Genomic DNA, 26,020 nt, shown 5'->3' with positions numbered 1-26,020 from the left:
CTGCGCAGGTTTTGGGACGATTCATACAAGGGAAGAGGTCATGCTTCGAATTCGCAAACTGGTTCTGGCCATGGCGGCAGCGTCGGCGCTGTCGTCTGGCATGGCGAACGCGTTGGGTTTGGGAGAGCTGACCCTCAAGTCGGCCCAGAACCAGCCGTTGGACGCCGAGATCGAGCTGCTCGATGTGCGCGACCTCACCGCTGCCGAAGTGGCGCCGAGCCTGGCGCCGCCAGAAGAGTTCAGCAAGGCCGGGGTCGAATACCCAGGCTACCTGGAGGACCTGACTTTCACCCCGGTGATCAACCCCAATGGCAAGAGTGTGCTGCGGGTAACCTCCAGCCAACCGTTGCCAGGCTCGGTGGTGAAGTTCCTGGTGCAGGTGATGTGGCCGCAAGGCCGTCTGCTGCGCGATTACAGCGTTCTGCTCGACCAGGCCAAGGCCCAGGGCGAACAACCGGCAGCGGCCAATGTCGCTCCGGCGGTCAGCAGCGCCAGCCGCTATACCACCAAGCGTCGTGACACCTTGTGGCAAATCGCCGCGCGGCACACCCAGGGCGGTTCGGTGCAGCAAACCATGCTGGCGATCCAGGCGCTGAACCCGGACGCGTTCATTGGCAACAACATCAACCAGTTGAAGGTCGGCCAGGTCCTGCGCCTGCCCGACCAGCAGCAGATCCAAAGCATTCCCCAGGGAGAGGCAATTCGCGACGTGGCCGAGCAGTATGCGGCCTGGCGTGAGGGCCGGCGCCTGGGGCCACGTGCCCGGCAGTTGGATGCCACGCGGCGCGGTGCTGCCGAAGCCACTCCGGCGCGTATCGCCCAGGGTGACAACCTGCGTCTGGTCAGCCCGGGTAGCCAGGCCGGTGCTGGCAGTGCCAAGGCCATCAGCGACAAGTTGGCCGTGGCCCAGGAGAGCCTGGACACCAGCCGTCGGGACAACGAAGAGCTCAAGAGCCGCATGGCTGACCTGCAGAGTCAGTTGGGCAAGCTTGAGCGACTGATTCAGCTGAAGAATGACCAGTTGGCCCGCCTCGAAGCGCAGAATGCCGCCGATGCTGCGGCCCCTGCTGCGTCTCTGCCGGGCGAGCCTGCGCCGGCACAGCCTGCGGCAACGCCGCAAGCGACTCCGGGCCAGCCCGTGGTGGCGCCAGCGCCTGCGGCGGTCGACACCGCGCCTGAGCCAGCGCCTGAAGTGGCGCTCACGCAGGGGGCTCAGCGGGGCGTGCTGGATGATGTGATGGGTAACCCACTGCTGCTGGGGTTGATCGCAGGCTCGGCATTCCTGGTAGTGCTCCTGCTCCTGCTGCTTCTGGCGCGCAAGCGCAAGGCGCAGCAGGAAGCTGAGAAACACCTGCGCATGGCGCGTGCGCTAGCCGAAGAGGGCGAGCGCGGCAAGGACTTCGACCTGCCTTCGAGTAGTTTCGATGAGCTGGAAGTCTCGGCGCCCAGCGTGACGCTGGCGCCTGCCGTGGTGGCCGCATCCGCCGCTGCCGCCGCCGCTGCGGAAAAACCAGCCGCTGCCGTCGTAGTCGAGGCCCAGCAGAACCCGCATGCCAGCCTGCTGGCAGAAGTCGAGCAGTGCATTGGCCTGGGGCGCTTGAACCGCGCCGCCGACCTGCTGGAAGCCGCGATCGCTGCCGAGCCTGCACACGACGATCTGCGTCTGAAGCTGATGGAAGTGTACGCACGTCAGGGCGACCACAGCGCATTCGTCGAGCAGGAGCACAAGCTGCAGGCTAACGAGGCCAACACCGCTCAGGTCGGTGCTCTCAAGGAGCGCTACCCGGCGATGCTGGGCATGGCTGCCGGGCTGGGGGCCGCCGCCCTGGCCGCCGAACTTGACGAGCAGTACGTGCAGGACCTGCTGCAAGACTCGCCAGAGACCTCCAGCGTCGTCGAAGAAGCGTCGCAGCCTGTTGCCGATGCCGAAGCGTCTCCAGTCGAGCCTGAACCTGAGCCTCAAGCGCAGGTAGAGCCTGAAGTCGAAGTCGTCGCGCAAGAGCCGGCCCAGGCTATCCCGGATCCGGACGGTGACTTCGATTTGAGTCTGAGCGATGACCTGCCGCTGGAGGATCCGCTCGAGCCACCCATGCTCGACGAAGCCTCCTTGCTCGATCCGGTGGTCGAAGCTGAGCCTGAGATCACTGCCGACGTTGTCCAGGAAGTGGCTTCGCAGCCTGCCGAGACCGATGCCGATGATGATTTCGAAGCGCTGCTGGCCCAGGCCCAGGCATCGGCCGAGCCGCAAAGTGTCGACGATCTGGCCGATTTCGACCTGGATGTCGGCGAGCCGGCTGTCCCGGCTGCCGAGGAAACGCCCGTGGATGTCGCGGCAGAACTCGCCGCGTTCGACGCCATGCCGGAGTTCGACCCGATCTCCGAGCTGGAGCTGCCTGAAGACTTCGACCTGTCGCTGTCGCTGAACGACGACTCGCCGGCGGCAAAGCGCTTTGCCTCGGAGCTCGATGACGTCAACGCAGAGTTGGACAAGTTGTCGCAGAACCTGGAGTCGCCCTCGCTCGAGCCGCACTTCACGGCCGAAGATGCAGCGGCGGAGCCTGCGCCACTGGATGACCTGGACTTCGATTTCTTCTCAGGCGCCGATGAGGTGGCCACCAAGCTCGACCTGGCGCGCGCTTACATCGACATGGGTGATCACCAGGGAGCCCGCGACATCCTCGACGAAGTGGTCAAGGATGGCGACGATACCCAGCGTCAGGAAGCCGAGGAGATGCTGTCCCGGCTGGTGTGACTCCGCATGCGCAGGCTCCTTCAGGCCCCGGCTCGCAGGCGATAGGGACGGTCCAGGCAACATCTTCCTGTGAACCCACAACGGCAGCCCAACACGGCTGCCGTTGTCGTTATAATCCCCGCCAATCGTACTACCCACAGGTTTCAGGTTCTTGGACATCATCGATACCGCCGCCTCCGAATCGGCCGCCGAAGGCTTCACCCGCATTGCCCTGGGGGTGGAATACAAGGGCTCGCGTTACCGTGGCTGGCAGCGTCAGGCCAGCGGCGTGCCCAGTGTTCAGCAGGCGCTGGAACAGGCACTGTCGAAGGTCGCCGACGAGCCGATCACAGTGGTCTGCGCCGGGCGTACCGACGCCGGTGTTCATGGTTGCGGCCAGGTCGTTCACTTCGACACCCGCGCCGTGCGCGATGAGCGGGCCTGGACCTTGGGCACCAACTTCAACCTGCCCCATGACATCAGCGTGGTCTGGGCACGGCCAATGCCGGCGGACTTCCATGCCCGTTTCAAGGCCACTGCCCGGCGTTATCGCTACGTCATCTACAACGACCCGATTCGCCCCGCGCACCTGGCGGAGGAAGTGACCTGGAACCACCGCCCGCTGGATGTGCAGCGCATGGCCGAGGCCGCCCAGTGCCTGCTGGGCACCCACGACTTCAGCGCCTTCCGTGCCAGCCAGTGCCAGGCCAAGTCGCCCATCAAGCACATCCATCATCTGCGGGTGACCCGCCATGGGCAGATGATCGTGCTGGATGTGCGCGCCACGGCATTCCTGCATCACATGGTGCGTAACATCGCTGGCGTGCTGATGACCATCGGCGCTGGCGAGCGGCCAGTGAGCTGGGCGCGGGAGGTGCTGGAGGGGCGCAATCGACGCGAAGGTGGTGTCACGGCGCACCCTTATGGGCTGTATCTGGTACAGGTCGAGTACCCGGAGGCGTTCCCGTTGCCGCAACGTTACATCGGTCCACACTTTTTGACCGGCTACGAGGCCTTGGCAGACTGACGGGTGAAAAGTCATTTGCTACCATCTGGCCTTTAACCGATCACTCAGGGTTCGCAGTCCATGAGCAACGTTCGCAGCAAGATATGCGGCATTACCCGCATTGAAGACGCACTCGCGGCCGCCGAGGCTGGCGCCGATGCCATTGGCTTCGTCTTCTATGCCAAGAGCCCGCGTGCCGTGGATGTGCGCCAGGCGCGCGCCATCATTGCCGAACTGCCACCCTTCGTGACCACGGTCGGGTTGTTCGTCAATGTTTCGCGCTGCGAGCTGAACGAGATTCTCGAGGTGGTGCCGCTGGACCTGCTACAGTTCCACGGCGATGAAACACCTGCCGACTGCGAGGGTTACCATCGCCCCTGGATCAAGGCCCTGCGCGTGCGCCCGGGGGATGATCTCGAGGCGGCCTGCCAGCTTTACGCAGGGGCGCGCGGCATCTTGCTGGACACCTACGTGGCCGGCGTCCCTGGTGGTACCGGCGAGGCCTTCGACTGGTCGCTGGTGCCGGCCCGGCTCAGCAAACCGATCATCCTGGCAGGCGGTCTGTCGGCGGAAAACGTCGGCCAGGCCATCGCCCAGGTACGGCCTTATGGGGTGGATGTCAGCGGTGGGGTAGAGCAGGCCAAAGGCATCAAGGATGCCGCGAAAATCGAAGCCTTCATGCGCGCGGTCAAGCAGGCATGAAGGTGGATGTGACGGCAGGCCGAGCGCCATCGTCCATAGCTATCGCAGCCCTGCGGGGCGACCGCCGGAACATCCGCGGTCGAATGACAAATTGAAGGTGGAGCGGTGCGCAGCCAGGCCTGCGACCGGTCCGTCATCGTTTCATAGAAGAATGTGAGCTCAAGGGCAAGGCAAGGCCGGCTTGGCCGGTCATTGCCCGCCGATACTGGAGAAAGAAAGCATGAGCAACTGGTTAGTCGACAAACTGATCCCTTCGATCATGCGTTCCGAGGTGAAGAAGAGCTCGGTGCCTGAAGGCCTGTGGCACAAGTGCCCGGCTTGCGAGGCCGTGCTGTATCGTCCGGAGCTGGAAAAGACCTTGGATGTCTGCCCCAAGTGCAACCACCACATGCGCATCGGCGCTCGCGCCCGCATCGACATCTTCCTCGATCCGGAAGGTCGCGCAGAACTGGGTGCCGAGCTGGAGCCGGTCGACCGCCTGAAGTTCCGTGATGGCAAGAAGTACAAGGACCGCCTGGCGGGCGCGCAGAAGCAGACTGGCGAGAAGGATGCGCTGATTTCCATGAGCGGCACCCTGATGGGCATGCCGATCGTGGTCAGCGCCTTCGAATTCTCCTTCATGGGTGGCTCGATGGGCGCCATCGTCGGCGAGCGTTTCGTCCGTGCGGCCAACTACGCCCTGGAAAACCGTTGCCCGATGGTCTGCTTCTCGGCCTCCGGCGGTGCACGCATGCAAGAGGCACTGATCTCGCTGATGCAGATGGCCAAGACCTCGGCTGTGCTGGCGCGCTTGCGTGAAGAAGGCATTCCGTTCATTTCCGTGTTGACCGACCCGGTCTACGGGGGTGTTTCCGCCAGCCTGGCAATGCTCGGCGATGTCATCGTTGGTGAGCCGAAGGCACTGATCGGCTTCGCCGGTCCGCGCGTCATCGAGCAGACCGTGCGCGAAAAACTGCCGGAAGGCTTCCAGCGCAGCGAGTTCCTCCTGGAGCACGGCGCTATCGACCTGATCATCCCTCGTGGCGAGCTGCGTCCGCGCCTGGCTCGTCTGCTGGCGCAGATGACCGGCCAGGAAACGCCAGCACAGGCGCGTGAGGCGGCTGCGGTCGCGTGATGACAGAGCGCAACCTGGGCGAGTGGCTCGCCTACCTCGAACAGTTGCACCCTACGGCCATCGACATGGGGCTGGAGCGTTCGCAGAAGGTGCTTGCCCGGCTGGCGCTGGGCAAGCTGGCGCCACGCGTGGTGACCGTGACTGGCACCAATGGCAAGGGCTCGACCTGCGCCTTCGTGGCGTCGATGCTGCGTGCCCAGGGGCTGAAGGTGGGCGTGTACAGTTCGCCACACCTACTGCGCTACAACGAACGGGTGCTGATCGACGGCCATGAGGCCAGCGATGAGCAGCTGTGCGACGCCTTCGCCGCTGTCGAGGCGGCGCGGGGCGAGATTTCCCTGACCTATTTCGAGATGGGTACCCTGGCCGCGTTCTGGTTGTTCCAGCGCTCGGCACTGGATGCCGTCGTGCTTGAAGTGGGGCTCGGTGGCCGTCTGGACACCGTGAACGTGGTCGATGCCGATCTGGCGTTGGTGACCAGCATCGGCGTGGATCATGTCGACTACCTGGGCGATACCCGCGAAAAGGTGGCGTTTGAGAAGGCCGGTATCTTCCGCGCTGGCAAACCGGCGCTGTGTGGTGATCTGGACCCGCCGCAACCGCTGTTGGACAAGGCCGTCGAGCTGGCGGCGCCGATGTTCCTGCGTGGCCGCGACTTCGACCTGGCCAGCGCCGATGACGCCTGGCATTGGCGGGGTACCACCGCCGATGGGGCACAGGTAGAGCTGCGCAATCTGCCATTGCTCGATTTGCCGATGGAAAACGCCGCCTTGGCCTTGCAGGCTTACCTGCTGATGGGGTTGCCATGGGATGCCGGGCAGCTTCGCCAGGCGTTGCTCGACACCCGCATCACCGGGCGTCTCGATCGTCGTTCGCTGATCTGGAAGGGTAAGCGCGTCGAGTTGCTGCTGGACGTCGGGCACAACCCTCACGCTGCCGAGTACCTGGCGCAACGTCTGGCGGCTCGCCCGCCGCAAGGACGTCGTCTGGCGGTGTTTGGCCTGCTTGCCGACAAGGACCTGCCGGGTGTTGTCGCGCCGTTGCAGGGCTTGGTCGATGACTGGGCGGTGACGCCGCTGGCGACCCCGCGCAGTCGTCCGGCCGCCGAGTTGCTCGCAGCCTTGACGAACCTCGGCGCGACGGTGAAGTCTTACGCCAGTGTTGCCGATGCCCTGGAAGGGCAGTGCGCGCACGTGACGTCGAATGACCAGATTCTGCTGTTCGGTTCGTTTTTCTGTGTCGCCGAGGCCCTGGAATGGCTGGAGCGGCAGGCCCCGGAGGCTTGATTAGATGGCTGTGCTGGATAAAGGGATGAAACAGCGTATGGTCGGTGCGCTGGTGTTGGTGGCATTGGCAGTGATCTTCCTGCCGATGCTGTTCACCCGCGAGGATGAAATGCGCCAGGTCCAGGTTGAGGCTCCGCAGGCGCCGGCCATGCCGACCTTGCCGCAAGTGCAGGTCGAGCCGGTTGCCGTGCCGGAGCCGCAACCTGTGCCGGAAGAGCCTCAGCCAGCGCCGGTGGTGGTCAATGAGTCCACTGCGCCGGTCACCACCCCAAGCCAGCCGATCACGCCTTCGCCGCAGACCCAGGCCCAGACCAAGGCACAGACGCCAGTGCCGGCGCCTGCGGCTGCACCGGTTGCCAAGGCTGAAACCCGACCGGCGGCTTCTCCCGCCCCGGCACCAGCCGCTTCGGCACCCTCGAAGATCGACGTTAATGGCCTGCCGGTGAGCTGGTCGATCCAATTGGCCAGCCTGTCCAACCGCGCCGGTGCCGAGAGTTTGCAGAAAACCCTGCGCAGTCAGGGCTACAACGCCTACATACGTTCGGCCGGTGGCATGAACCGGGTGTATGTCGGGCCAATGATCGAGCGTGCGGAGGCCGAGCGCCTGCGTGACACGATCAATCGGCAGCAGAACCTCAAAGGCTTTGTGGTGCGCTTCCAGCCGGAGCGCAGCTGATTTTGCCGGGGCTGCCTTGCAGCCCATCGCCGGCAATGAGTGCATCGCGAATCACCCTGACATTCCGCTTACCCCAAGCCCGCCGCTCTGGTAAAATGCGCCGCCTCAAACGTCTGCAGGCAGCACCGTGGCATTTACCTGGGTTGATTGGGCGATCATTGCGATCATCGCCATTTCCTCACTGATCAGTCTCAAGCGCGGCTTCGTCAAGGAAGCCTTGTCCCTGCTCATCTGGATCATTGCCGGGGCGGTCGCCTGGATGTTCGGTGGGTCGCTCTCGGTGTATCTTGAGAGTTATATCCAGACCCCCTCGATGCGCACGATTGCAGGCTGCGCCATTCTGTTCGTCGCCACCTTGCTGGTGGGGGCCATGATCAACTTCCTCATTGGCGAGCTGATCCGCGTGACCGGGTTGTCCGGCACCGATCGTTTCCTCGGCATGGCGTTCGGCGCCGCGCGCGGGGCCTTGCTGGTGGTGGTGGCCATCGGGCTGCTCAGCCTGGGGCCGGTTCAACAAGATAGCTGGTGGCAGGAATCACGCCTGATACCACAGTTTCTATTGGTCGCTGACTGGTCGAAAAACCTGATCATGGGTTTCACCGGTCAGTGGATGTCCAGTGGTGTGATCAGCGCACCGGCTGATCTTCCGTTCAAGGAACAGTTGCTCGGGCCCACTAAGCCCTGAGTGCTATTCACTCAAGTTTCATCAAAGTAGGGGTTGCGTCGCATGTGTGGCATCGTCGGTATCGTCGGTAAGTCGAACGTCAATCAGGCGCTGTATGACGCGCTAACGGTCCTCCAGCACCGCGGCCAGGACGCTGCCGGTATCGTGACCAGCCATGACGGCCGGTTGTTCCTGCGCAAGGATAATGGCCTGGTGCGCGATGTCTTCCAGCAGCGCCACATGCAGCGCCTGATCGGCCACATGGGTATCGGTCACGTGCGCTACCCGACCGCGGGCAGCTCGACCTCGGCTGAGGCCCAGCCGTTCTACGTCAACTCGCCGTACGGCATCACCCTGGCACACAACGGCAACCTGACCAACGTCGAGCAGTTGGCCAAGGAGATCTACGAGTCCGACCTGCGTCACGTCAACACCAACTCCGACTCGGAAGTGCTGCTGAACGTCTTCGCCCATGAGCTGGCGGTGCGCGGCAAGCTGCAGCCGACCGAAGAGGACGTGTTCGCTGCGGTTTCCCACGTGCACAGCCGTTGCGTGGGTGGCTATGCGGTGGTGGCGATGATCACCGGTTACGGTATCGTCGGCTTCCGTGACCCGAACGGTATTCGCCCGGTGGTCTTTGGCCAGCGTCATACCGACGAGGGCGTGGAATACATGATCGCTTCGGAAAGCGTTGCCCTCGACGTGCTCGGTTTCACCCTGATCCGCGACCTGGCGCCGGGTGAGGCGGTGTACATCACCGAGGAAGGCCAGCTGTACACCAAGCAGTGCGCCACCAATCCGCAACTCAAGCCGTGCATCTTCGAGCACGTTTACCTGGCCCGCCCCGACTCGATCATGGACGGTGTCTCGGTGTACAAGGCGCGCCTGCGCATGGGCGAGAAACTTGCCGAGAAGATCCAGCGCGAGCGCCCGGATCATGACATCGACGTGGTCATCCCGATTCCGGACACCAGCCGCACCGCGGCGTTGGAGCTGGCCAACCACCTGGGCGTCAAGTTCCGCGAAGGTTTCGTCAAGAACCGTTACATTGGCCGTACCTTCATCATGCCTGGCCAGGCTGCGCGCAAGAAATCGGTCCGTCAGAAGCTCAATGCCATCGAGCTGGAGTTCCGTGGCAAGAACGTCATGCTGGTCGACGATTCGATCGTGCGTGGCACCACCTGCAAACAGATCATCCAGATGGCGCGCGAAGCTGGCGCCAAGAACGTCTACTTCTGCTCCGCAGCCCCTGCGGTGCGTTACCCCAACGTCTACGGCATCGACATGCCGAGCGCTCACGAGCTGATCGCCCACAACCGTACCACCGAGCAGGTGGCCGAGTTGATCGGCGCCGACTGGCTGGTCTACCAGGACCTGCCAGACCTGATCGAATCGGTCGGTGGCGGCAAGATCAAGATCGAGCACTTCGATTGCGCGGTGTTCGACGGTGAATACGTCACCGGCGACATCGACGAAGCCTATCTGGACCGTATCGAACAGGCCCGCAACGATGCGGCCAAGGTCAAGAATCAGGCAGTCAGCGCGATCATCGACCTCTACAACAACTGATTTGGGAGCGACGGCATGACGGATCAATGGGATGCCGGACGACTGGACAGTGACCTCGAGGGTGTCGGTTTCGACACCCTGGCGGTGCGCGCCGGTCAGAGTCGTACACCGGAGGCCGAGCACAGCGAAGCGCTGTTCCTGACCTCCAGCTATGTCTTCCGCACGGCTGCCGATGCAGCCGCGCGCTTTGCCGGTGAAACCCCGGGCAACGTCTATTCCCGCTATACCAACCCCACGGTGCGGGCGTTCGAAGAGCGCCTGGCGGCCATGGAAGGCGCTGAGCAGGCCGTGGCGACTTCAACGGGCATGTCGGCGCTGCTGGCGGTGGTCATGTCGCTGTGCAGTGCAGGCGACCACGTGCTGGTCTCGCAGAGCGTATTCGGCTCGACCATCAGCCTGTTCGAAAAGTACCTCAAGCGATTTGGCGTACAGGTGGACTACGTGCCGCTGGCGGACCTAGGCGGTTGGGAGAAGGCCCTCAAGGCCAACACCAAGCTGCTGGTCGTCGAGTCGCCGTCCAACCCTCTCGCCGAGTTGGTGGACATCAGCGCCCTGGCCGAAATTGCCCATGCCCACGGTGCCTTGCTGGTGGTGGACAACTGCTTCAGTACGCCGGCGTTGCAGCAGCCACTGAAACTGGGTGCCGACATCGTCTTCCACTCCGCCACCAAGTTCATCGACGGCCAGGGCCGTTGCATGGGCGGCGTGGTTGCTGGCCGTGCCGAGCAGATGAAGGAGGTGGTGGGCTTCCTGCGCACCGCCGGGCCGACGCTCAGCCCGTTCAACGCCTGGATATTCACCAAAGGCCTGGAAACGCTCAAGTTGCGCATGCGCGCCCACTGCGAGAGTGCCCAGAAGCTGGCCGAATGGCTGGAGCAACAGGATGGCGTGGAAAAGGTGCATTACGCCGGGCTGCCGAGCCACCCGCAGCACGCGCTGGCCAAGCGCCAGATGAGTGGCTTCGGTGCAGTGGTCAGTTTCGAGGTCAAAGGCGGCAAAGAGGGCGCTTGGCGCGTCATCGACGCTACCCGGATGATTTCGATCACCACCAACCTGGGCGACAGCAAAACCACCATCGCCCACCCAGCCACCACCTCCCACGGTCGTCTGACGCCGCAGGAGCGTGAAGCGGCGGGCATCCGCGACAGCCTGATCCGGGTTGCCGTTGGCCTTGAAGACGTGGCTGATCTGCAAGCCGATCTGGCGCGTGGTCTGGCGGCGCTGTGATCGACTGGAAAGGCGGTGGGCCGGGCCATAACGGCCGGGTAGCCCTGGTGACCGGGGCCGCTCGCGGTATCGGCCTGGGCATTGCCGCCTGGTTGATTTGCGAAGGCTGGCAGGTTGTGCTGACCGACCTTGACCGCAAGCGAGGGGCCAAGGTGGCCAAGGCACTTGGGGAAAACGCCTGGTTCATCACCATGGATGTCGCCGACGAGGCCCAGGTGAGTGCCGGGGTGTCCGAAGTGCTGGGTCAGTTTGGCCGCTTGGACGCCCTGGTGTGCAATGCGGCGATTGCCAATCCGCACAATCAGACGCTGGAAAGCCTGAGCCTGGCCCAGTGGAACCGGGTACTGGCGGTCAACCTCAATGGCCCGATGCTGCTGGCCAAGCACTGCGCACCCTATTTGCGTGCGCACGCAGGGGCCATCGTCAACCTGACCTCGACCCGTGCGCGGCAATCGGAGCCAGACACCGAAGCCTATGCCGCCAGTAAAGGCGGTTTGCTGGCCTTGACCCATGCTTTGGCCATGAGCCTGGGACCGGAGATTCGTGTCAACGCGGTAAGCCCTGGCTGGATCGATGCGCGAGACCCTTCGCAGCGCCGTGCCGAGCCGTTGACCGAGGCTGACCATGCCCAGCATCCGGCGGGCAGGGTAGGGACCGTGGAAGATGTCGCGGCGATGGTGGCCTGGCTGCTGTCGCGCCAGGCGGGTTTCGTCACCGGCCAGGAGTTCGTGGTCGATGGTGGCATGACGCGCAAGATGATCTACACCTGAACCGCACTGCGACAGGGAAGGGGACCGAAAGGTCCCCTTTTTTGTTTCTCTAGCGGATCACTGCAGGAGCCGGCTTGCCGAAGATGGGCTCGCAACAGGCAGGCAAAACCCCAGGGACCGGCAAACTGTTTTTTGCCCTTTTTGAAAAAAAATTCAATGGGGGTATTGACTTAGCTTCGGCACCTGCGTAAATTTCGCGGCCTCAGCGAAGCAAACGCAACAAGCAACATCGCGGGGGTGATTAGCTCAGCCGGGAGAGCATCTGCCTTACAAGCAGAGGGTCGGCGGTTCGATCCCGTCATCACCCACCACTTCCTGAGATCGTTCCTGGTGCAGGCCGCTTTGAAAGAAGCGAAACGCCAGAGAGGAACAGGACGCAAGTCCACTATGCGCAGCGGTAGTTCAGTCGGTTAGAATACCGGCCTGTCACGCCGGGGGTCGCGGGTTCGAGTCCCGTCCGCTGCGCCACTTTTTCAACAGATGGGTGCCTTGCACCGGTCTGAAGCCAAAAGGCGAAAATGCCTGAGGCTGATCCCAGTTTCAATCAGGCGAAAGCCTGAACGATACGCAGCGGTAGTTCAGTCGGTTAGAATACCGGCCTGTCACGCCGGGGGTCGCGGGTTCGAGTCCCGTCCGCTGCGCCATCTTCGTTTCGAGGTCCTTGAACGCCTCGAAGCAACAAGGGAAGCGATCATCGTGTCGCTTTTTTGTGTCTACCGCTGGGTGCCAAGCACCAAGCAGAGTAGATCAGGTTTTACCGGGCGCAAGCCCAAGCGATACGCAGCGGTAGTTCAGTCGGTTAGAATACCGGCCTGTCACGCCGGGGGTCGCGGGTTCGAGTCCCGTCCGCTGCGCCATCTTCGCCTCGAGGTCCTTGAACGCCTCGAAGCAACAAGAAAAGCGACCTCAGGGTCGCTTTTTTTGTTTTTGGCTTTGGCAGTGCTCCGTTGCACCTGCGGCCGAATTTACAAGAAGCTGACACACTCTTCACCGATGAACGGTTTCAGTCACTGCCCAGTGTGTTGCACAATAGACACCTTCTCGACTTACCCGGAATTCGCAATGACCAGATCATCCGTCTTTGGTGCGCTCGGGCTGGCCCTAGTGCTGGCGGGCGTGTCCGGTTGCTCTTCGAAAAAAGCTGCTATCTACGAACACGAGAACTTCGACGACTCGGGAACCTTCTCGCGCAGTTTCCCGGTGAGCGATGCCGGCTCCTGCGAGGCTGCACGGCGTGCCTTGCTCAGCCAGGGCTACATTATCACCAGCAGTGGCGCCAATCAGGTCACGGGCAACAAGAGTTTTCAGCAGAACAGCGAAAACCACCTGCAGATCAGCTTCAACATCACCTGTGCGCCCGATGTGAGTGACGATCAGCGTTCGACCATGTTCGCCAACGCCCTGCAGGACCGCTACAGCCTGAAGAAGTCCAATACCTCCGCCAGCTTGGGTGTCGGTGTGCTGGGCTCGGTTTCCATGCCGATCGGTTCGAGCGACGACTCGATGGTCAAGGTCGCCAGTGAGACGGTGACTGCAGCGCAGTTCTATGATCGCTACTTCGCCTTGGTCGAGAGCTACCTGCCAAAGCCGAAGAAGGTCCAAAAAGCCCAGAAGGCGAAGGTCGAGGCGCCCAAGGAAGAAAAGCCCGCAGCTGACCTTGGCTTGCCGGAGCAGGCGTCCGCCGCCCCAGTGGTTGCCCCGCCGCCCGCCGCCGCCCTTCAGGCTCCCGCTGCGGCGCCGTTGGCTGCACAGGCGCCAGCCTCTGCCAACGTTGCACCTGCCAGTGAAGTCCAGGCGACCCCGGTAGTCGATGACAGTCAGGGCTCGCAGCCGGTCGCGCCGCCCGCGGAACCTGCGCCGATCCAGGCGCAGACTCAGGACGCTGCCAGCGCCACCGAAACAGCCACGTCTGCGGCCACACCCACTGTTACAGAAGAGCAGCGCTAACTTCCTGAACACCTGCTACGTTTACCCTTCATGGGAGTTGTCATCATTCCTTCACCTTTCCTGCTTAGGTTGAAGGCATGACCAACGAAAATGAAAGCATGAAGAGGACGCAGGGCAATGGATGATTATCAGGAAGAGCTACTCGAGTACCAGGCTTACGAACTGGACACCCCAGAGCCGGCGGACGACGCCACCGAGCTTTAACCCGCGTGACGTTGGCTACGCCGGAACGTTCCCGGCGTCATGCCGGTCCATCGCTTGAACGCGCGTTGGAAGGCTTCGGCTGACGCAAATCCCAACAAATAGGCAATCTCGCCGAAGGCCAGTTCCGTGTCGCGGATATAGGTCTCGGCCAGGTCGCGCCTCGTATCGTTGAGCAGGCTGCGAAACCCTGTGCCTTCCTCCGCCAGCTTGCGGCGCAAGGTCCAGCAGGGCAGTTGTAGGTGCAGTGCTACTTCTTCCAGGTCGGGTTCACGGCCACCGTTGAGCAAGGGCCCCAGCAAGTGAGTGATGCGTTCGCCCAGGCTGCGCACTCGCGTGCGCTGCTGCATCTGCGCTTCGCACAGTTGCAGCAGGTGGTGCCAGGTGCTCGGGCAATGGTGCGGGTTGACAAGGTCCAGCGTGGCCTTGTTCAGGCGCAGTTGATTGCTGCTGGCGCCAAACTGCACGGCAGTGCTGCACAGTGGCTGGTAATGGTCTGCGTAGTCAGGCGCCTCGAACTCGATCTCCAGGCGTTCGGCCTGCAGCGGGACGCCAGCCAGCCCCGCAAGTTGAGCCAGCCAGCCGGCCAGCAGTGAATCGACCACGAAACGGTTGTAACCGTTGTAAGGGCTGATGGAATAGAAGCGCAGCCAGGCGCCGTACGGGTCCTCCAGGAAACGGGAATGGCCCCGGTAATTGGCAGCATACAGCGGTTCGAAACGCAGCAAGGTGCGCGCAGCTTCACCCAGGGTGGGTGCCTGCGCGGCCGTGACACCCGCGAGCCCGGCGTGCGAGAGGTGGCTCAGACGGCCCATGTGCAGGCCTAGTGCCGGCTCGCCGGTCAGCTCGATGGCCGCATGGCCCAGATGCATGTAACGCGGGATCGACAATCGCGCATTGGCTTCGCCCAGGCGCGTGGTGTCCAGTCCGTAGCGCAGCAGCAAGGGCGCGGGATCATGGCCCAATTCGCGCAGTGCCTGCGCCAATGGTTGGACGAAGCCTACCGACAGGTCTCCCAGGCGCACACGGGGGCGTGGCATGGCTTCACAACCACAGGTTCAGCAAGCGGGCGCCCTGGCTGGGCGGGCCGGCCAGCAGCGCTCCTGCCTGATGGGCAAAGCCCTGGCCATCGCTGCCTTGTTCCCAGAACTGACCACGCATGAAGACGCTCATGCTGCTCACGCTCGCGTCTGCGGCTTGGGTCAAGCGCTGCCAGGCGGTTTGTTCGCTGACTTCACCGCGTTGCAACGCCAGCGCCGCGGCGGCCTGCTGATGCCGATTGCCGCGCCACGGCGTCTCCCAGCTGCCTTTACCGCTCAGGAATACCGGGTTGGCGATGATCTGCACCGATTGTCGTGCCAGTTGCTGGTGGTTCGAGGGATACCAGCTGTCGCTGCCTACCAGGACGCCAAGGCGTCCGGCGGGTGTCTGCACCACGTGCAAGGGTTGCTGGCGGCCATCGTGAATGTAACGGCGCGTCTCGCTGTCGGGAAATTGCTGGCGCTGGGGCTGGCCCAGCGGCGAGCCATTGGCGGCGAACACGACGCTGCTGTTGAACAGTGGGCCACTTCCGGTGTGCAACACTCCATCCTTGATATACGGGGCCGGCAGCACGATCGAGCCGGCGACCAACGTCACCCCGAACTCCTGGGCCAGGCCGCCGAACAGCAGCTGATAGTCGCTGGCCATCTGCTGCGCTTTCATGCGCAGGTGTGCATCGGTACGGCGGTCATCGCCGCTTGCGCTAAGCATCGCCATCGCATAGCGCAGCGGGTTGCTCAGTTCCAGCCATTGCAAGGCTTCCTGGCTGCGAGTGACTTGGTACAACTCGTTCTTCTCACCCCGTGCCCACAGCCAGGTGCCGATGTGTTCGGGTAGCACCACCACCGTGCGGGGGCCTACCAGGCCTTGGGCGCGCGCCTGTTCCAGGTAGGCCGAAAGCTTGCGGTGCAGGCGTTGCAGGTTCTGGTAGTCGCTGGGGTAGAGCAGGGGCTCCACGCCCAGCAGGTTGCCGTTGTCGCCCGGTACGCCATGGTTCAGCGCCAGCTCGATGCGCAGGTCCGAGAGGTAATGGCCTTCCGGTCGTTGCAAGGTCCAGAAGCCGTAGCCGCTTAGCGCGGCAATCATTACCAGCGCCAGGGCGCTTGCCAGGAGTTTTCGCATGAAGCCTTACTGTTGGTTGAGGGGCGAAATGGTCGTGCAGTGACGCAGAGCATTCGCTGCAGCAGCGTGCAGTTGACAGGAAGGTTAAATGATCGGCGGTCTTGAGGGTAGGGCTGGCGATCGAAACCGGGTCGATGCTCGACCTGCCGCCTGGCAGAGGCGGCAGGTTGGAGGGGTAGAAAATCCAGCGTCAGACGGCTTCGACCTTGGTGCTGGCCGCACCCCGGCGCAGGCTCCAGAAGCCCCAGGTGAGGCCAATGACGGCGGCGATGACCGAACCGGACAACACCCCGAGTTTGGCGGCACCCAAGGCGGCTGGATCGGCGTAGGCGAGGTTGGCGATGAAGATCGACATGGTGAAGCCGATACCCGCCAGCAAGCCGATCAAGGTGATACCTGCCCAGGTCACACCGGCAGGCAATGCGCACCACCCCAACCGGACCATGAGCCAGCTGACACTGACGATGCCCAGCGGCTTGCCGAGTACCAGTGCGACCGCTACGGCAGTCATCACCCAGTAAGGCCCTGGAGCGGACAGGTCGACACCCGAGAGACTGACGCCAGCATTGGCAAGGGCGAACAGCGGCATGATGGCGTAGGCCACCCAGGGGTGCAGGTGACCTTGCATGCGCACCACCGGTGCGACCAGTTCGCGTTGTGCCAGGCGCAGACGCTTGAGGGGGGCCATCAGTTGATGTGGATCCTGCTCCGGGGTCTGCGCGCGGCCCAGCAGTTCACCGGTGAATTGCGAGATCGCCTCCAGCGGGCGCTGACGCATGGGCATTGCAGCAACGGGGGTCATCAAGCCGAGCACGACGCCGGCCAGGGTCGGGTGGGCACCGGTCATCAGGATGCCCAGCCAGGTGATCAAGCCTGGTATGACATAGGCGTATGCCGACCCGACGCCTATCTTCTGCAGCCCCACCACCAACAGCAGGCCAACCGCAGCCAAGGCGAGGCCGCTGTAATCGAGGCCGCCGGAATAGAAGAAGGCGATGATCAGCACGGCGATGATGTCGTCGATGATCGCCAGGGCCAGCAGGAAAACGCGGACATTCGCGGGAATCGACTTGCCCAGCAGCGCCAGGACGCCAACGGCGAAGGCGATATCCGTCGCGGTGGGTACCGCCCACCCTTGTTGCTCGGCTGGCGCATGGCCGAAGCTCAGGTAGATCAGTGCCGGGATCGCTACACCACCGATGGCAGCGGCCATGGGCAGCGTGGCCTGGCGCAGGCTGGACAGGGCGCCTTCATGGATTTCACGGCGAATCTCCATGCCGACGACCAGGAAGAAAATGGTCATCAGGCCGTCGTTGATCCAGAAATGCAGCGACTGCGAGACCACCAGCGAGCCGATCCCGAAGGAAATAGGCGTGTGCCAGAGTGCGTCGTAACTGGCGGCAGCGGGGGAGTTTGCCCAGATCAGGGCGGCGATGGCAGCGACCAGCAGGACCACACCACTGACAGCTTCGATATGCAGGAAGCGTTCGAGGTTGGCGAAGGCATGGGCAGCCAGTTGCTGGGCACGGGTTAGCTTGGTTTTTTGCATAGGCGCAAGAACTCCCGCAAGGCGGCCCGACCTGCGTGTCCATTTAACCTGCGTCACTGCCTCATGCAGCTAGCACCCAGGGCGCATTGTACAGGAGTGCGCCGCCTTCAAGGAAAAAAGAACTCGCCATGAGTTCACGCCAAGGCGTGGTGCGGCCTTGTTCATAGGCTTTGGCAGCCCTGGCCGCACTATTTTTTTACATCGCGTTTCCGATCATCCCCGGGGGCCACGAACGATGGCTTGCGCGCCCGGGTCGCCTGCTACGGCTGGCACACCAGGCGCTGGCGTTCATAATTCACCGCTTTGTCCCGTTCGGGCAGGTGATACGTCGCCACACACTGTCGGTCGCTCCACTTGATGGTCAGGCTGCCCTGATCCTGCTCCAACAGCACCAATGCCTTGCCGCTTGGGTCGGAAATCGCCAGTTGCCTGCCTTCGGTATCTTCGACCGAGGCGCCGAATGGAATCGACTGGTTACGCTCGTCGAACAGCTCGAACTGTACCCGACGCCCGCTCTTGCCCGTGTAGCGGGCAAGCACGACGGCGCCGCGTCGAGGCACCAGTTGCTGCGTGGCGTTGTCGATCTCGATGTCGCCCCCCAGATCGCGGGTATCGAGGCTGATCCAGTTGACCCGGTAGGGCTGGGCATTGGGGATCACCGCGTAGCCATTACGTCCGGTTTCCACACCGCTGTAGCTGCTGATCTTTGCACCCTTCACCCCGGGCACTTCGGCCAGTGCGAAGGTTTCGCTCAGCGTCTGGCCGAGGTTGATGCCACCTTGGTGGGCGACGACGGCCCCGGCGATGTTCAGGTTCTGCGAGTCGTAGCCGCGTCCCTGGCTATAGCCCAGGCTGATGTCGGCGACCGAGGTGCGGGTATTGAGGTTGGCCGATGCCGAGCTGCCGCTGGTGCGGCTGTGCCCGCCCTGGATCGAGTAGAAGGTGTCGCTGGTCTCCGAGAGATAACCGTTGACGCCAGCCTGGGTGGTGTCATTGCCTTTCTGCGTGCTCGTGGTGACGAACGCCCGAGGTGCACGGGCGCGGCTGCCGAGCGGGAACGACACCGATACGTTGAACTGGGTATCTTCCCCAGAAGGGCCTGAAGTTCCCAGTTCCTTGGTGCGGCTGACGTCGATGTTGTAGGAAACTTCGCCCCAGTTGTTGCTGTAGCCTGCGGACAGACTCTGCGAGCCGCCTCGGTTCCAGTAGCGCTGGTCGGTGGCCGTCAGGTACAGGCTGCCGAAGGCGCGGTTGCGGCCCAGACTCTGGTTGATGGTCAGGTCGGTTCGGGTCTTGGAGTTGCCGCTGCGTTTGACCAAATCTGTGCTCATGTCCTCGACATGCTGGGCGAGGGTGCGGTAGCCCTCGGTGGAGTAGCGGTAGGCGGCCAGTGTGAAGTTGGTGTCGGTGCCGGTGAATGTCTTGGCGTACAGCGCCCGCAAGCTGTTGCCCTGGGTGGTCTGGCCCTGGGCCTTGCTCGAGGAGTGGGTGACATCGAGCGAGAATGCGCCCAGCAGCGTGTTCAAACCGCTGCCCACGGCCAGTGCCTTGTAGTTGTCGGTGGCTTGCAGGCCGACGACGCCAGTCAAGGTGTTGGACAGGCCGTAGGCCAGCGTCGTGCTGAGCATCTGCGGCCTGGCCAGGCCCTCGGTATTGCTGTTGTAGCGTCCGGCGGAGAGGCTGTACTTGACCTGGCCATCGCGGACCATGAGCGGCAAGCTGGAGAATGCTTGCGTGCTGACCCGCCGGCGACCGTCGGCCTCGATGATGGTGACTTCCAGGTCGCCATTGGAGCCGCTGGGGTAGATGTCGCTGATTTCGAATGGGCCGGGCGGAACGTTGGTAGTATAGAGCACGTAGTCGTTCTGGCGAATCTCGACCCTGGCACTGGTCTGGGCTACACCCCTGACCACCGGCGCGTAGCCGCGCTCGCTATCGGCGCGCATGCCTTCGTCCGAAGCCAGTTTCAGGCCCCGGTAGCGCACGCTGTCGAACAGGTCGGTGTCGCTGAAGATGTCGCCTGCGCTGAACTGGCCCTTGAGCGCCGTCACGTCATGTTGCACATAGCTGCGGTTGCTCTTGAAAGTGTCCGGCCGACCGGTACCGCTGCTGAAGTTCGACTCGTTGCGCAAGCGCCAGCTGCCGAGGTTGATACCGTTGCGCAGGCTCAGGTTGTTGTTGATGCGGGTCTGGGCATCGCCGGCGCTGCGGCTGGTATTGAATTGATAGTTTACGAACGCTGCGGACACCCCGGCATCCCACAGCTGCGGGTCGACATAGCCGCGCAAGCCACGTTTCATCGCAACCTGCGGAATGCTGGCGGACAGGCGCAGGTGATTGGAGTCGTAGCTCAAGCTGGCCTGGTCGATCAGAGTGGGCAGGTCGTAGCACGCCTGGGCGTCAACCAGACGACCTTGGGCCTTGAGCTTGTCCATGTCGATGCCCAACTGTCCGAGCAGCTCCAGGGTCAGGCAGGGTTCCACGACCCCGGTCTGGGGGTTGCGGTTGAAGTCGATGTCACGCCGGCCCACCAGCACGTCGTTGCTGTAGAGGTCTACCCGATAATTGCCCGGCAGCACGCTGTTGGCCGACAGCAGCAGTTGCAAGTCGACCGCCGATTGCGCGCCCTGCAGGAAGGTGGTGTTGAAGCCTTGCAGGTGCGGGTCATCCTGCGCCGCTGCCAAGCCGGGTAGCGTGGTGCAGATGACCAGTGACAGGGCGTTGAGCTTCCAGGCCGGACGAAACGTGCCGCCATTGAGCGCGCGCACGCCTGCAGCGGCGCCGACTACGGAGCGGGAGGCGATGGACAGAGACATACGAGGAACCTATTTCATGTCCCGGCACGGGCTGGGCACGGGGAGGCCGCACGGGACCAGACGCGTGAGGTGTGGGCGCTACGGTTTCACAGGGCGATGGCGGGTTCGGCAGGCTTTGCGCTACCAGGCTGGGCAGTGTTCAACTGCACGGAATATTCATGTTGGGCGCCATAGTCGTTGATGCTCTTGAACGTGAGCGTCAACGGGCCCTCCACCTGGGAAAGTGCCGAGCTGAATGTCCTGTTTGCACGCGGGGCGATCATGGTCGAGTCGACGCTGAGCACAGTTTGCTTTCCGCGTTTAAGTTCGATATCGGCCATGGACACATGGAACAGGCTGGGGTTGTTTACAGTCAGTTGTGCGTGTCCGCCGCGTTGGGTCAGTTGCCAGACCAATTGCTCCGGTGCCAGCAGTGCATTACCGGGCAGGTCGGCCGGGCGAAAGAAAATTTTGATACGTTGACGCACCGCCAGTTGCAAGGTATTGGCCTTGGTACTGGCTTGCGGGATTTCCTGGACATTGAGCCAGACCACCGATTCGCGATCGGTCGGCAGGCCTTGGCCTTCATAGAGAATACGCAGCAGTTGTTCCTGCTTGGGCATTACCCTGGCCAACGGTGGTGTCACAGCGAACGGCGCGGGCGCTTTGGCGCTGTCGCCGCTGTCTACCCAGGATTGCACCAGGACTTCCTGGTTGCCATTGCGCACGATGACATTGGCTTCCTTGTGAGCACCGTCGAACACGACGCGGGTGGCGCTCAGGGAGATGCTGGCGGTTGCCTGGGCGGCAACGAGCATGCCCAGCAACCCGAGAACGGGATACATAGAACGACGCAACATGGTGGATACCTTGCGGGACGAAGGAGTGGCGAGGCTGATCAGCCTCGCCCAGGGAGCAGCTGCGAAGTGATTACTCGTACTGCAGGATGAACGGCAGGGTGGCGTCACCACGACCGGCAGTGGCGGTGCCCGCTGCGCCGGTGGTCACGTAGGCCGCGGAGAAGCTCAGGGTAGCGTCGCCGCCCTCGGCGCCCGTGCCGTGCACTTCGCTCTGGATCTTGGCGGTGGCGGCCGAGCTCAGGTCGATCAGGTTACCGTTGGGGTCGAGCAGGGCGATGCCGACGTTGGCGGCGGTGCCGGTGCCCTTGGTCAGGGCCAGGACCTTCTTGCCAGTCACCAGGCCCGAGCCGCCGCTGTTGGCATCGAAGACCATCGCCACCTTGGTGCCGACGTTGCAGTTGACGTTGAGGTTGAAGTCCTTGCCGGTCACGCGGCCCGAAGTTGGGTTTTCGGCGGTGCCCATGTCCTTGATCGAAACGGTGCCCATGTCTACGGCAATCATACGGTCGGCGTTGGCGCCATCGACCGAGCAGGCGTCATTGTTGATCACGCCGGTGAAGGAAATCTTGCCGCTGCCACCCTTGACCGGTCCGGTGGGCTCGGCGGCCAGGACGCCGGCCGAAGCGGTGATAAGCGACAGGGTCAGTGCGGCCAGGGAAAATTTTTTCATATTAATGTCCACGTGATAGTGAGTAAGTGCTGCAAGTTAATGCACGCTCACGATAAGTCAGGTGGTTTCCCTGGCACATCAGACGAATCTTAATGGCCCGGCAATGACAGTCGTTAATTAGTTGAAGATATGACTCGCCAAGCAGTATTCCAATAACTCCTGGTCGCTGTTTACTTCAAGTTTGCGCATCGCTGAAACTTTCTGCGCACTAATGGTCTTGGTGCTGCGGTGTTGACTGCGGGCAATCTCGCTGACACTTTGGCCGGCAACGAAAAGACGCAGTATTTCGAATTCCTTGGGGGACAGGTTTTCTACCCGTTGGTCGATGGCGGTGGTGCAGGCGAGCACCGAGTGCCTTGCCGGTTCCGGCGCCCGGTAGGTGCTGTTGCGGGCGAGGGCATTGAGCGCCTTTTCAATCTCACCGTGCAATTGGTTCTTCTGGATGACGCCGTAGACGCCCAGTTCCTGCAGCCGTGTCAGGATCAGGGGGTTGGAAATCATGGTCAGCACGAGAATGCGGACTGCGGGATAGTGACGTTTGAGGTAGTCGATCAATTTGAGGCCGTCACCATAGGGGGAGTCTGCCGGCATGTTGTAGTCGGAGATGACCATGTCCACCGGGTGGCGTTCGAGCAGTTCGATCAGCCCTTGCGAGCAGACGGCCTCGCCGACCACTTCAAAGCGTGGGTCTCGCTCGACCAGTTCCCGGACGCCGAGCAGCACGATGGGATGATCGTCGGCGATAATGACCTTGAGTTTTTCCATAAAAGACGATCCGTTAGCCGGTGCGGATGGGAGGGTTGTTTGCAGGCGTTGTCAGCGCTGAAATTGATTCTATGCGAGGGTATCTAGCATTGCAGAAAGCCTGTCCAGTACCCCCCGCAGGTTCTCGGTCAGGGCCGCATCGATCGGCGAGTCGACCAGCGCGTTCTCCAGTGCGCAACACTGTTCGGCCAGGGCCTTGGCCTGTACCGCGCCCAGGGCGCCGGCGATGCTGTGCAGGCGTTCGCCAAGGCGCTGGTGGTCACGCTGCTCAAGCGCCAGGCGCAACTGTTGCATGTCCTGGCGCATGGTGCTGACGAACAGTGCGCGCATCGTGGCGGACAGTTGCACGGTCTCGATGGTGGACGGTGCGGGTCGCTCGCTGGAGCTTTGCGCTTGTGCGCGGCTGGAGCTGTCAGCCAGGGTTGGCCGGCACAGGCGGACCAGATGGCTGCGCAAGGTTTGCAGGCTCAGCGGCTTGACCATCCAGGCATTCATTCCCACCTCGATGCAGCGCTGGCCCTCCTCTCGCAGCGCATTGGCAGTGACGCCGATGATCGGTAGCCTTGCGTCATGCTGGCGCAGGGTCCTGGCCAGTTCGTAGCCATTCATCAACGGCATGTTCACGTCGGTGAGGACCACGTCGAAAAGGCCCGGCTGCCAACGTTGCATGGCTTGTTCGCCGTTGGCCGCCACTACCGTTGTGCAGCCCAGCGCTTCGAGTTGCTCCTGGAGAATCGCCTGGTTGATCGGATTGTCCTCGGCCACCAGGATATGCAGGCGCAGGGCGGCGCTTTGCTGCCGCGCCGTGTCCTGGCCCTCGGGTGCGCCGCCCTCGCGGATCCGGGCAACGGCCTGGGCGATGGCACGTATGTCGTGCAGGTCCACCCGCCAGCTACCGTCGCTGAAACTGGCGGGCACCGGGCCGTCGCTGCTGGCGCAGATACGCTGGCCATGCCAGTTGATGGCGTCCGGACAGTCGAGCAGGTCCACCAGCAGGGCCTGGTGATTGTCTTTTTCCATGGGCGGAATCGTCAACGTGGCGCTGATACCCAGGCGTTGCAGCCAGTCGACGCCGTGCTGGGCAAGCTCCGGGATCGGTGCGCGCACGTACACCGGGGTCGGGTCGGGCGCGACCAGCGGGCAGTCGCTCAACTCACCCGGGGCCAGTGGCAGGCTTACTTTCAGGGAAAAACTGCTGCCCAGGCCCGGCTCGCTGACGACCTTGATCTGGCCGCCCATCATGTCGGCCAACCAGCCGCAGATCGGCAGACCCAAACCGGCACCGCCCTCGCTGGAAGCGTCGACGACTTGGTAGAAAAGCTCGAAGAGCCTGGCCTGCTGCGCTTGTGAAATGCCGATGCCGGTATCGGCGACCTGCCATTGGAGGCTGACCTGGGTGTCGTCGAGCGCCAGCACGCGCGTGCGCAGCACCACCCGGCCGGTGTCGGTGAACTTGATGGCGTTGCTCAGCAAGTTGTTGAGGATCTGGCGGATGCGTATCGGGTCGCCGACCACCTGGGCTGGCAGTCGGGCATCGTGGCAAGCGTAGAGCAACAGTCCCTTGCGCTCGGCGAAGGCGCGGTAGGTGCGCACGGTATCTTCGAGCATGTCCAGCGGGCAGAACGTGACTGGCTCAAGGGCCATCTGTCCGGATTCGATCTTCGTCACGTCGAGCACGTCGCTGATCAGTTGGAACAGGGTCGCCGAGGAACGTTGGATGGTGTGCAGGTAGCCTTGCTGGCGGGCATCCAGGTGGGTCAGGCCGAGCAACTCGAGGGTGCCCAGCACGCCGTACAGCGGCGTGCGAATCTCGTGGCTCATGGTTGCCAGGAAGAGGGTCTTGGCGGTGTTGGCGGCGTCGGCGGCGCGGCGCGCCTCTTCCAGCGCCTGGGCGTCCTCGACGTGGCGGGTGACGTCGTTGAATGCGTAAAGGCGTACGTCTTCGCCATGGTAACGGGTCGACACGAAGCCGACCTGCAAATGGCGGCCCTCGACCTGCAGGTAGTGTTCGCCGCTGCGGGTACTGCCCAGTGCCGGGGCGAGAGTGCTGACCAATTCGCGGGTGCCTTGCCATTGTTGCGCGCGCTGGTTCTCCAGCAGTACCTCGTTGTCGGCGCTGCGAACCACGCACAGGCCGGTCGGCGCGGTGTCGATGACCACCCGGCTGAAGGCCTCGCTCTCGGCGATGGTCTCGTGTGCTGCGCGCGCAGGCAGGATGACCTGGCGCTGGTACCAGCGGATGGCCACCCGGCCCAATCCGACCAGGACGAGGAAGGTGGCGGCGAGGCTGGCCAGCGACCAGAACGCGTAACGGAAGAAGTGCCGGTAGGTCACGGTGTAGACCGCGCTCCAGCCACCGTTGGCTTGCTCGTGAAGGCGGAAAACCAGGCCTTCGGGCTTGATGTTGAGGCCTTCATGCACCCCCTCAAGAGGCATGGGCGTGCCGACCAGCACCTCTCCGGACGGAGCAATCAGGTTGAAATGGTCATACACGGTCCAGGCCATGATGCGTTCGAAGTCGTCGATCTGTGCCAGGTCGACCAGCGACGCCACTTGCAAATGTTGGCCGCTTGCCTCGGTCGGGCGCAGGGCGATGCTGGCATAGGCCAGTACCCGCGGTGGGGAGTCCTGGTCCGGCTGTTCGACATAGCTGCGCCAGACGATTCCGGCGCCCTGGTCCAGGCCTTGGGGGCGCCGCGCCGCGACCTGCCTGACCACGTCGATGAAAGGCTCGTCCACGTCCTGGGGCTTGCCCCGACTGCGGCCGGCGGCGGGAACCGTGATGTCGTAATGGGCATCCGGCGAGAACAGGAACACCTGGGGCGATCGGTAGGGGGAGGCCGACCAGAACATGCTGTAGAAGCTGGCCAGGTTCGCACCCTGGCTGAAGATGCTTGCCACCTGGTTGCCAGCGAGGCTGTGCGAGTCGAGCTTGAGGCTGAATGGCAGGGAAAATGGAAATGCCTGGCCTTTGTAGATGTCCGGTCCTTGGTCGGGCAGTGGTGTCAGCACCGGTTCGAGCGCACGTGGGTGGTCGAGCAACTCGCCCCTGGCGCTGCGTAGCACGAGGGCCTCGAGGAAGCTTTCCTGTTCCTGGATGTTTTCCATCAGCCGGGCGAAATGGATGCTGACCGTGTCGTTATGCTCGTCGACCAGGCGCTCGATGGACCAGAGGCTGAAGCCGGCCAGCAGCAGCGCCAGGCCAAGCAGAACGGTCATGCCTTTGTTCAGTCGCAGGGAGCTGCGAGCCAGGTTTTCCAGCAGGGCGTTGTATTGTTTCATGAAAGAATCCGGAAGACCTTGGGGGCATCGGTACCCTAGGGAT

Annotated in this window: 19 protein-coding genes and 4 tRNA genes; 15 read left to right on the top strand and 8 right to left on the bottom strand. The window is 63.0% G+C overall.

Annotated elements, in window-relative coordinates; genetic code table 11:
• The first annotated feature begins 40 nt into the window (after positions 1 to 40).
• The 15 genes from H620_RS0114100 to H620_RS0114030 all read left to right on the top strand — a co-directional run bounded on the left by H620_RS0114100 (position 41) and on the right by H620_RS0114030 (position 13,692).
• Positions 41 to 2,752 (top strand): FimV/HubP family polar landmark protein, encoded by a 2,712-nt coding sequence (locus H620_RS0114100; RefSeq protein ID WP_027907531.1) that lies wholly within the window; start codon positions 41 to 43, stop codon positions 2,750 to 2,752.
• A 151-nt stretch (positions 2,753 to 2,903) separates the two neighbouring features.
• Entirely contained in the window at positions 2,904 to 3,758 is an 855-nt protein-coding gene (truA, locus tag H620_RS0114095) for a tRNA pseudouridine(38-40) synthase TruA (RefSeq protein WP_023379444.1), read from the top strand.
• A 60-nt stretch (positions 3,759 to 3,818) separates the two neighbouring features.
• Complete coding sequence (locus tag H620_RS0114090; protein WP_027907530.1) at positions 3,819 to 4,439, top strand: phosphoribosylanthranilate isomerase; 621 nt, start codon at positions 3,819 to 3,821, stop codon at positions 4,437 to 4,439.
• 220 nt (positions 4,440 to 4,659) lie between these two features.
• The gene (gene accD, locus H620_RS0114085; protein WP_023379447.1) at positions 4,660 to 5,553 is read left to right on the top strand and encodes an acetyl-CoA carboxylase, carboxyltransferase subunit beta; all 894 of its coding nucleotides are present in this window, start codon (positions 4,660 to 4,662) and stop codon (positions 5,551 to 5,553) included.
• The gene (gene folC, locus H620_RS0114080; RefSeq protein ID WP_027907529.1) at positions 5,553 to 6,839 is read left to right on the top strand and encodes a bifunctional tetrahydrofolate synthase/dihydrofolate synthase; all 1,287 of its coding nucleotides are present in this window, start codon (positions 5,553 to 5,555) and stop codon (positions 6,837 to 6,839) included. Before accD ends, folC begins: the two co-directional genes overlap by 1 nt.
• 4 nt (positions 6,840 to 6,843) lie before the next feature.
• Positions 6,844 to 7,515, top strand: a complete 672-nt coding sequence (locus H620_RS0114075; protein ID WP_023379450.1) for an SPOR domain-containing protein — start codon at positions 6,844 to 6,846, stop codon at positions 7,513 to 7,515.
• A 127-nt stretch (positions 7,516 to 7,642) separates the two neighbouring features.
• Positions 7,643 to 8,200: a CvpA family protein gene (locus tag H620_RS0114070; protein WP_023379452.1), complete on the top strand. Its 558-nt coding sequence runs from the start codon at positions 7,643 to 7,645 to the stop codon at positions 8,198 to 8,200.
• 42 nt (positions 8,201 to 8,242) lie between these two features.
• Positions 8,243 to 9,748, top strand: a complete 1,506-nt coding sequence (purF, locus tag H620_RS0114065) for an amidophosphoribosyltransferase (protein WP_023379454.1) — start codon at positions 8,243 to 8,245, stop codon at positions 9,746 to 9,748.
• Positions 9,749 to 9,763: 15 nt separating this feature from the next.
• Positions 9,764 to 10,975, top strand: coding sequence for an O-succinylhomoserine sulfhydrylase (locus tag H620_RS0114060; protein WP_027907528.1), 1,212 nt, complete (start codon positions 9,764 to 9,766; stop codon positions 10,973 to 10,975).
• Complete coding sequence (locus H620_RS0114055) at positions 10,972 to 11,745, top strand: SDR family oxidoreductase (RefSeq protein ID WP_023379457.1); 774 nt, start codon at positions 10,972 to 10,974, stop codon at positions 11,743 to 11,745. The genes H620_RS0114060 and H620_RS0114055 overlap by 4 nt, the downstream gene beginning before the upstream one ends.
• A gap of 235 nt (positions 11,746 to 11,980) precedes the next feature.
• Positions 11,981 to 12,056, top strand: a tRNA-Val gene (locus H620_RS0114050).
• A gap of 80 nt (positions 12,057 to 12,136) precedes the next feature.
• Positions 12,137 to 12,213, top strand: a tRNA-Asp gene (locus H620_RS0114045).
• 99 nt (positions 12,214 to 12,312) lie between these two features.
• Positions 12,313 to 12,389: transfer RNA gene (locus H620_RS0114040), tRNA-Asp, on the top strand.
• A gap of 136 nt (positions 12,390 to 12,525) precedes the next feature.
• Positions 12,526 to 12,602 (top strand) — tRNA-Asp (locus H620_RS0114035).
• A gap of 205 nt (positions 12,603 to 12,807) precedes the next feature.
• Positions 12,808 to 13,692: a DUF2242 domain-containing protein gene (locus H620_RS0114030; protein WP_023379469.1), complete on the top strand. Its 885-nt coding sequence runs from the start codon at positions 12,808 to 12,810 to the stop codon at positions 13,690 to 13,692.
• Positions 13,693 to 13,892: 200 nt separating this feature from the next.
• Here H620_RS0114030 and H620_RS0114020 read toward each other — a convergent pair whose 3' ends face one another.
• From H620_RS0114020 to H620_RS0113985, 8 genes are all read right to left on the bottom strand, one after another.
• The gene (locus tag H620_RS0114020) at positions 13,893 to 14,933 is read right to left on the bottom strand and encodes an AraC family transcriptional regulator (protein ID WP_023379470.1); all 1,041 of its coding nucleotides are present in this window, start codon (positions 14,931 to 14,933) and stop codon (positions 13,893 to 13,895) included.
• 4 nt (positions 14,934 to 14,937) lie between these two features.
• Positions 14,938 to 16,056 carry a nitrilase-related carbon-nitrogen hydrolase gene (locus tag H620_RS0114015; RefSeq protein WP_023379471.1) on the bottom strand — a complete coding sequence of 373 codons (1,119 nt, stop codon included), beginning with the start codon at positions 16,054 to 16,056 and terminating at the stop codon, positions 14,938 to 14,940.
• Between the two features lie 190 nt (positions 16,057 to 16,246).
• A complete protein-coding gene (nhaA, locus tag H620_RS0114010) occupies positions 16,247 to 17,605 on the bottom strand; it encodes a Na+/H+ antiporter NhaA (RefSeq protein WP_027907527.1) in 1,359 nt (452 codons plus the stop codon).
• A gap of 260 nt (positions 17,606 to 17,865) precedes the next feature.
• Positions 17,866 to 20,421 carry a fimbria/pilus outer membrane usher protein gene (locus H620_RS0114005; RefSeq protein WP_027907526.1) on the bottom strand — a complete coding sequence of 852 codons (2,556 nt, stop codon included), beginning with the start codon at positions 20,419 to 20,421 and terminating at the stop codon, positions 17,866 to 17,868.
• A gap of 86 nt (positions 20,422 to 20,507) precedes the next feature.
• Complete coding sequence (locus tag H620_RS0114000; protein WP_023379474.1) at positions 20,508 to 21,260, bottom strand: fimbrial biogenesis chaperone; 753 nt, start codon at positions 21,258 to 21,260, stop codon at positions 20,508 to 20,510.
• Positions 21,261 to 21,330: 70 nt separating this feature from the next.
• Positions 21,331 to 21,930 (bottom strand): fimbrial protein, encoded by a 600-nt coding sequence (locus tag H620_RS0113995; protein ID WP_023379475.1) that lies wholly within the window; start codon positions 21,928 to 21,930, stop codon positions 21,331 to 21,333.
• 117 nt (positions 21,931 to 22,047) lie between these two features.
• The gene (locus tag H620_RS0113990) at positions 22,048 to 22,695 is read right to left on the bottom strand and encodes a response regulator (RefSeq protein WP_023379477.1); all 648 of its coding nucleotides are present in this window, start codon (positions 22,693 to 22,695) and stop codon (positions 22,048 to 22,050) included.
• A 69-nt stretch (positions 22,696 to 22,764) separates the two neighbouring features.
• Positions 22,765 to 25,977 (bottom strand): hybrid sensor histidine kinase/response regulator, encoded by a 3,213-nt coding sequence (locus tag H620_RS0113985; protein WP_027907525.1) that lies wholly within the window; start codon positions 25,975 to 25,977, stop codon positions 22,765 to 22,767.
• Positions 25,978 to 26,020 lie beyond the last annotated feature (43 nt).

Origin of the sequence: Pseudomonas taiwanensis DSM 21245 (genome assembly GCF_000425785.1) — a bacterium.
GTDB lineage: Bacteria > Pseudomonadota > Gammaproteobacteria > Pseudomonadales > Pseudomonadaceae > Aquipseudomonas > Aquipseudomonas taiwanensis.
Note: the sequence above shows the minus strand (reverse complement) of the source record. Positions and strands in the feature narration are given on the sequence as shown.